A 6055-nucleotide genomic window follows, 5' to 3' on the forward strand; every position below is an offset into this window, starting at 1 on the left:
GAGGTGTCCGCGAAACGGACGGAGAGGGGGCTTCGTAAGGCGGAAGCCCTTCTCTTCGAGGCGCTTTCGCCACCCGAACCGGCGCTGCCCTCTCCGTCCCGGCTTCGCCGAGCCACCTCTCCCCCACGTCCGGCTACGCCATGCACACATCTTTCGTGGCTGGCGTGACTGATAAGGCCGAGGCTTGATTGCCACGTGGTTCCCCCAATCCGTCGCTGCTTCGCAGCGCCACCTTTCCCCCCTCCGGAGGGAAAGGAAGGGAGCGCTGCTGGACAAGCGTTGACGGCAAAAAGCTTGGCGCCTTCCTCTACCCCGTCGATCGGGGGAGAGGTGGCTCGGCGAAGCCGAGACGGAGTGGGGGTCGACCGGCGCACCATAAGACAATGCATCCGCCAGCTGCCATGTACGCTATCGCCAAAGGCCAGCCGCTTGGAAATGTGTGCATCCCCTAGCCACGCGAGGAACCCAAGACTTAATTGAACCACAGCGCAAACGTTAAAAAGCCGGCGCCGGCGAACTCGCGCTGGATCTGGTCGAAATCGTCGCTGGTGAGGATCTTGCCGCTTTCGAGATAGGGCGCGATGCCGGGGCCGGTGATCGACAGAACGAGGTCGAAGGGTTTCGGCTCGTCGAAGAAGCGCTTCATGTTGATGCCCTTGCCGGCGATGCGGAAATGCGGCAGCAGCACGCGGCCTTCGAGAAGATCCTCGGCCATCGTGAGCGTGGCGAGCCAAGCGGTTACCTGCTCCTGGCCGACGTCGAGGCCGGTGAGGGGATTGGCGCCTTTCTGCTGCGGCCCGGGCAGCCATTCGCGGTCATTGTCGGTCTCGGCCAGGATCGATTTCCAGTCCTCGCGCGACAGCCGGATCATCTCCAGCAGATGGCGCCGCGAGGCCTGCCGGCGTTCCGGCTCGATCACCGGCCAGTTGACGAGATGCACCAGCGAGATGAAGTCGGCGAAGCGCCATTCCGAGGCGAACATGTTGCCGCTCATGCCGCCGTCCAGCGGCACCAGCGCGTCCTGCAGCGGCAGTTTGGCCCGCGGGAACAGCATGTGGAATGAGCCGTCGAACATGGCTCTGAAATCATGGGCCAGCCAGAAATCGGCCTGCGCCATCAGGAATTCGGCATAGCCCTGCAGCCAGAAACCGTCGGCGCGATCAAAGCGGAAGGTGAGCGAAGGCGCGGCAGCGCTCGTGTCGATGCTGCCATGCGCGAGCGAAGCCATGATCGCGGCGAAGCTTTCGTCGGGCGCGATGGCGCCGTCTTCGTTGAGATCGATACCAGCGCGGGTGAGGTCGACGACCATGCCGACGTCGGCGTTGGCCGGGACGGAACCCAGCGTTGCGGCGGATTTTTCCAGCCGGTCGCGGAAGGAGACCAGGATGGCGCGGAATTCTTCGTAGGTCAGCGGCTGCGGGTTGGGATTGTCGGGCACGGGCAGCTGCATCAGCGGCAGCATGAAGGATTTCGGGCTATCGAAGCCGTGGCGATGCAGGCCGCCGGCGAGGAGCTCGAGCGCGGTGAAGAACTCGCTGGCGCCGGCCGCATAGGCCGCTGCCGGGTCCTTCGCCGCTGACGCCTCCAGCGTCGACAGCGCCGTGTTCCGCTCTGCCACGCTCTTCGCCTCGAACAGGGACTTGGCTGCGTCCGGCATCTCCGCCCAGGCGAAGGACGCCGGCAGGAATGCTAACAAGGCTGCTGCAAGGACCATTATACGCATCGTCATCGCCCTCCATATGCGTCACGTCGCAAGCATACACGCATTTGGCTCGTGGCGTCGCCTAGCCCACGCCGATTGGCGGCCGGCTTCAATCGGCCGGGCAGACAGTCTAGAGAAAGCAAAACTGGACCTGCCCGTGTCGAATTATCCGCTTTCCTACAAGCTGTCCTGGCTGCCACGCCTGCTGAGACCGTCTCTCGGTGGCGACCGAAGCGGTTTTGTGGCGCCGGCGGCGAGGTTGATCGATCCGCCGCCCATGCGGACGGTGCGGCTGGCGTTTGTCGGCGACATCTCGGCGGTCGCCAACCGTAATGCGCCGGAATGCGATCCGACGATTGCTGGGCTGCTTTCATCCGCCGACCTCGTGGTCGGCAATTGCGAAAGCCCGATCGTCGAACGGTCACGCGCGGCGATGGGCACATGGCTCGGCACGCATCACGCGATGAGCGAGCGCTTTCTCGCGGACGCGCTCGCAGCTGCCGGCATCGCGCGCGACAGGCTCGTTCTGTCCCTGGCCAACAACCACGTGCTCGATCAGGGCATAGCCGGTTTCGTGGAAACGCTTGCGGCGCTCGACCGGCTCGGGATCCGGACGATCGGCACGGTTGCCGGCGGACCTGTCCAGAGTCATGCCGCCGGATCGCTGACCATCGGCTTCGCGGCCTTTACGCTCTGGCGCAACACCGACACCGCGCCGTTTGAGGAACGGATTTCGATGCAGACCGCCGAATGGCCCCGCGACGCCATGTCCGGCGTCGACCTTACCTGCGCGGTGCCGCACTGGGACTGGGAGTTCCGGCATTTTCCGCGCAAGGCGACGCGGGCGCTGGCGAGGCTGCTGGCGGATAAGGGCGCCGGGCTGATCGTCGGCCATCATGCCCATGTCGTGCAGCCAATCGAGCGCATCGGTCGCGGGGTCACCGCTTATGGGCTCGGCGATTTCCTCGGCACTGCCTTGGCCAGCACGCCATGGCCCGCACGCATCGGCTCGATATTCGTGGTCGACGTCAGCGCCGATCCGGCCACGCACGGTAGGATCGCCGCCTACCGGCAGCATTTCTTCATGCGACTGCGAGCAGGCAACCACGAGCGGCTGGTGCCGGTGGAGGCTCTGGGCGGCGCGCTCAAGCGGCGGGTTGCGGCCCGGCTGCAGGCGATTTTTCCTGCTCCCGGGGACTAGTCGCCGATCACCGCGGGCACAGGCGACTTTCGCGCAAAAGCCGCTATCATAAGCCGATCTTAGCGCCGACCGGGGATGGCCATGGAAGCAGCGGATTTCATGCCGAACGAGGCGGTGATCGCGGGCATCAGGCGCGGCATCGAGGAGTATGAGGCGAAACGGGCGTCGGCCCAGAGACAGGTCCGCTGGCGGGTACCGGTGTTCGTCGGCCTGGTCGCCGTCTTCGTCGCGCTGATAGCCTGGCTGTTCAACGCCGCCGCCGATCCGCACGAGCAATGGCTCTCGACGCCGCATGTCTTTCTCTATCTCGGCGGCATGATCGTCGCGGTGCTGCTCTATTTCCAGGCGCTGAGGCCGGCGACCCGGCTGCAGCAGTCCTTCCGCGATACGCTGCTGCCGATGATCTTCGGCTTCGTGCGTGATGTGCGCTATCAGCATGGCGTGCGGCCGAACTCCTTCGACAGGATGCCGCGCGAAACCGTCGCCGCTTTCAACCGGCAGAGCTTCGACGACGTCATTTCCGGGCGTTATGAGGATTTTCCCTTCGAGCTCTACGAGGCGAAGCTCTGGGAAGGCTCCGCCAAAAGCGAGACGACCGCCTTCAAGGGCGTCATTGTCGCCTTTGAGACCATCGAGCCGTTCCCGGGAACGCTGGTCGCGGCGCGCAAGGCCGGCAAGGTGGCGCATTTCTTCCGCGGCATGTTCGCCTCCAAGATGCAGGAGCTGTCATCCGGCGTCGAAGACCTCGATGACACCTATGAATTCCGCACCGACAATGTCGAGGCGGCGCGGCCTCTGGTGACCGGCCGGATGGCGCAGGCGCTGACCTGGCTGCGCGAGACATGGCCCTACGACCAGGCACGGGTGGCGCTCAGCGACAGCGACGGCTTTCTGCTGATGCCGCGATCGAAGAACTTCTTCGAGCTGCCGGATATTGCACAGCCGATCGACTACAACATTCATATCGCGCCGATGATCGCCGATCTCGGCGCCATGCTGGCCACCGCTGCGCTGGTGCGCAAGATCGGCGCGAGAGACGAAGCGCTGGATTAAGCTCAGCAGTCGAAGCCGAACCTGGTGCGCATGTCGTCGGCTTCTTCCTTCGACATCCTTTTGAACATCACGCAGGCGGTGAAGCTGCCGACCTGATGGCCGTTCCTGGTGTAGCCCCAGTCGGAAATATCGTCCCTGGTGAATTCGATGTTCTGGCCGAGCACGACGTTATGCACCTCGGCGGGCTGGTTCGACAGGATTCCGACAAATCCGGCTTCGGTGCGGCGAAAGGGCACGACCCAGAAATGCTCGGTGATATTGCCGTCCTTTACCTTCACCTTCAGCTTGAAGCGCGACGTGCCGGCCGGAGGGCTATCGGCGAGCGCGAGGAACTCGTCGAGGCTGGAAAGCGCCTGCTTTGTCGCGGCTGCCATTTCCGGATCGCCCGGAGCGAATATAGTCACGCGGTCGTCATTCGGATCGGTAGCCTGCGCGTCGGCCGTCGCCGGCGCCAATAGACAGACAAGACACAACGCGGCGCGAACAACCAAGGTCATCGAAGGGCCCCCCATTTTCGAAAGGCCGCTATCTTTCCGCATCGCGGGGATGTGATCAACCGGGTGTTGCAAAGTGACCCACGCCAACCGTCATCAAAAAATGATAAGCGCTACGTCGGAACCGCGCGGAGAGGACACGACATGCGACTGAGACTGGCGGCTGGGGCGTTCGGCGCGATCATGCTTTGCGCCGGGGCTGCCCGTGCCGAGGACCCGAAGGCCTTCAAGCTAACCATCGACGGCGTGACCGTCGACATCGATCCTGGCGAGGATATCGATGTGAAGCTCGGCAACGGCAAGACCAGCAAGGTGAGGCTCGAGCACAATGACTTCGCCACCTTCTCCGGCGGCACATTCTCCTTCGTGCATCCCAGCAATTATTCGGTCACCAAGACCGATCTCGGCGACGGCATCGCCCAGTACCTCATGGCTTCGGCACTCGGCACCCTCGTCGTGGTGCAGAAGTATGACAAGATGAACCCGGTCTCCCTCAACCAGCTGATGCTGCAGGAGATGACCAGGGAGACGGTCCAGGCAGGCGGGCAGCTGACACAGCAGCCGACGACCCGCAAACTCGCCGACGGCAAGGAGCTGACAGGCCTCAAGGCCACTGTGAAGACGCGCACCGACAGGGCGGATTTCGAGATCGTCGGCTTCGGCATAGCCGATCAGGGGCTGCTCTTCATCACGCGCATCGGCGAAACCGAACAGCCGCTGATCGACAAATTCTGGGAGACTCTCAAGGTCAAGCTGTAAGGCGTGCCGATATTCAGGTGAGGCGGCTTGACCTGAATTGGATGGGCTTACAGCCCAGTCAATCCGGCCAACCAGCTTGCCGAGCGCTTCGCCGCGTCCACCGTCGCGCCGGCGGCGCGGCTGAGATCGGTCTTGACCACGGCATAGCCTGCCTTGGTGCGGTAAAGCACGGCGCGGCCGCCATCGACCGACCCATCGAAGGCGACAGGCTTCGCGGCTTCCGTTTCGCTGGCCGTCACGGTTCCGCCCACTGGAACGCTTGGGCGATGGTCGAGCTCGGGCGGCAGCGGGGCGATGGTTTCGACCACGCGGTTCCTGGGCTTCAGATCCGGCCTGGAGGCTTTCGCGGCAAGCTCGGAGGAAGAGGCCGAGCCCTTGACGCGGCAGATGCCTGAAACCAGCGGATAGTTGAAATTGCGCTGGTGCAGCATCTGGCTCTTCATCGCCGCTTCGCAGTCGGCGATCGTCGCCCATTTGGCCGGCGTCTCGCCGATATATTCGCAGAGCTTCGCGTCGCAGTCGCAGCCGACAATGGTCATTGCGACAAGGGCGGTCTTGATCACGGTCTTGTCCCTTCGAAATCGCTCCCATTCCCCACTTGCATCAATCCATGCCGAACAAGGCGGGATTTGGCCGCGATTGTGAAAATGTGGATGACGGGAGGTTTCGGAAGATTGCTCAGGTGGCGACTGTGACCAAAATGCCTCAGGCAGGCTTGGCTAGCCCAAAAAGACAGTCGGCGCTGGGATTTCTCCCAGCGCCTCCCTGTCAGATCAGGAACCGGTTGAGGCAGCAACTTCCGTAAAGTCGTCGCGCCAGGCCGGCCTTGATTTTGACGGTCCTGCC

The 6055-nt window shown here is 63.5% G+C and carries 6 protein-coding genes; 3 read left to right on the forward strand and 3 right to left on the reverse strand.

Annotated features, from left to right (window positions below):
* Positions 1 to 472 precede the first annotated feature (472 nt).
* Positions 473 to 1714 carry a hypothetical protein gene (locus tag EOA24_RS24620; RefSeq protein ID WP_245491113.1) on the reverse strand — a complete coding sequence of 414 codons (1242 nt, stop codon included), beginning with the start codon at positions 1712 to 1714 and terminating at the stop codon, positions 473 to 475.
* A gap of 145 nt (positions 1715 to 1859) precedes the next feature.
* On the opposite strand from EOA24_RS24620, the gene EOA24_RS24625 reads away from it, so the two are divergent.
* Together EOA24_RS24625 and EOA24_RS24630 are read left to right on the forward strand one after the other, a co-directional pair.
* On the forward strand, positions 1860 to 2903 hold the full coding sequence (locus EOA24_RS24625) for a CapA family protein (RefSeq protein WP_126081684.1): 1044 nt from the start codon (positions 1860 to 1862) through the stop codon (positions 2901 to 2903).
* Positions 2904 to 2984: 81 nt separating this feature from the next.
* The gene (locus tag EOA24_RS24630) at positions 2985 to 3956 is read left to right on the forward strand and encodes a DUF3137 domain-containing protein (RefSeq protein ID WP_126081685.1); all 972 of its coding nucleotides are present in this window, start codon (positions 2985 to 2987) and stop codon (positions 3954 to 3956) included.
* A 2-nt stretch (positions 3957 to 3958) separates the two neighbouring features.
* On the opposite strand, the gene EOA24_RS24635 is transcribed toward EOA24_RS24630, so the two are convergent.
* Positions 3959 to 4453: a DUF2314 domain-containing protein gene (locus EOA24_RS24635; protein ID WP_126081686.1), complete on the reverse strand. Its 495-nt coding sequence runs from the start codon at positions 4451 to 4453 to the stop codon at positions 3959 to 3961.
* A gap of 141 nt (positions 4454 to 4594) precedes the next feature.
* Between EOA24_RS24635 and EOA24_RS24640 the strand changes: the two genes are divergently transcribed.
* Positions 4595 to 5209, forward strand: coding sequence for a hypothetical protein (locus EOA24_RS24640; protein WP_126081687.1), 615 nt, complete (start codon positions 4595 to 4597; stop codon positions 5207 to 5209).
* 47 nt (positions 5210 to 5256) lie between these two features.
* On the opposite strand, the gene EOA24_RS24645 is transcribed toward EOA24_RS24640, so the two are convergent.
* The gene (locus tag EOA24_RS24645; RefSeq protein WP_042646161.1) at positions 5257 to 5772 is read right to left on the reverse strand and encodes a hypothetical protein; all 516 of its coding nucleotides are present in this window, start codon (positions 5770 to 5772) and stop codon (positions 5257 to 5259) included.
* Between the last annotated feature and the right edge of the window lie 283 nt (positions 5773 to 6055).

Source organism: Mesorhizobium sp. M2A.F.Ca.ET.039.01.1.1, from assembly GCF_003998035.1.
Classification (GTDB): domain Bacteria; phylum Pseudomonadota; class Alphaproteobacteria; order Rhizobiales; family Rhizobiaceae; genus Mesorhizobium.

Excerpts from the sequence above, each read along its gene's own strand:
- EOA24_RS24620 (WP_245491113.1), bottom strand. The coding sequence starts at position 1,714 with ATGGTCCTTGCAGCAGCCTTGTTAGCATTCCTGCCGGCGTCCTTCGCC.
- EOA24_RS24630 (WP_126081685.1), top strand. The coding sequence starts at position 2,985 with ATGGAAGCAGCGGATTTCATGCCGAACGAGGCGGTGATCGCGGGCATC.
- EOA24_RS24635 (WP_126081686.1), bottom strand. The coding sequence starts at position 4,453 with ATGACCTTGGTTGTTCGCGCCGCGTTGTGTCTTGTCTGTCTATTGGCG.
- EOA24_RS24640 (WP_126081687.1), top strand. The coding sequence starts at position 4,595 with ATGCGACTGAGACTGGCGGCTGGGGCGTTCGGCGCGATCATGCTTTGC.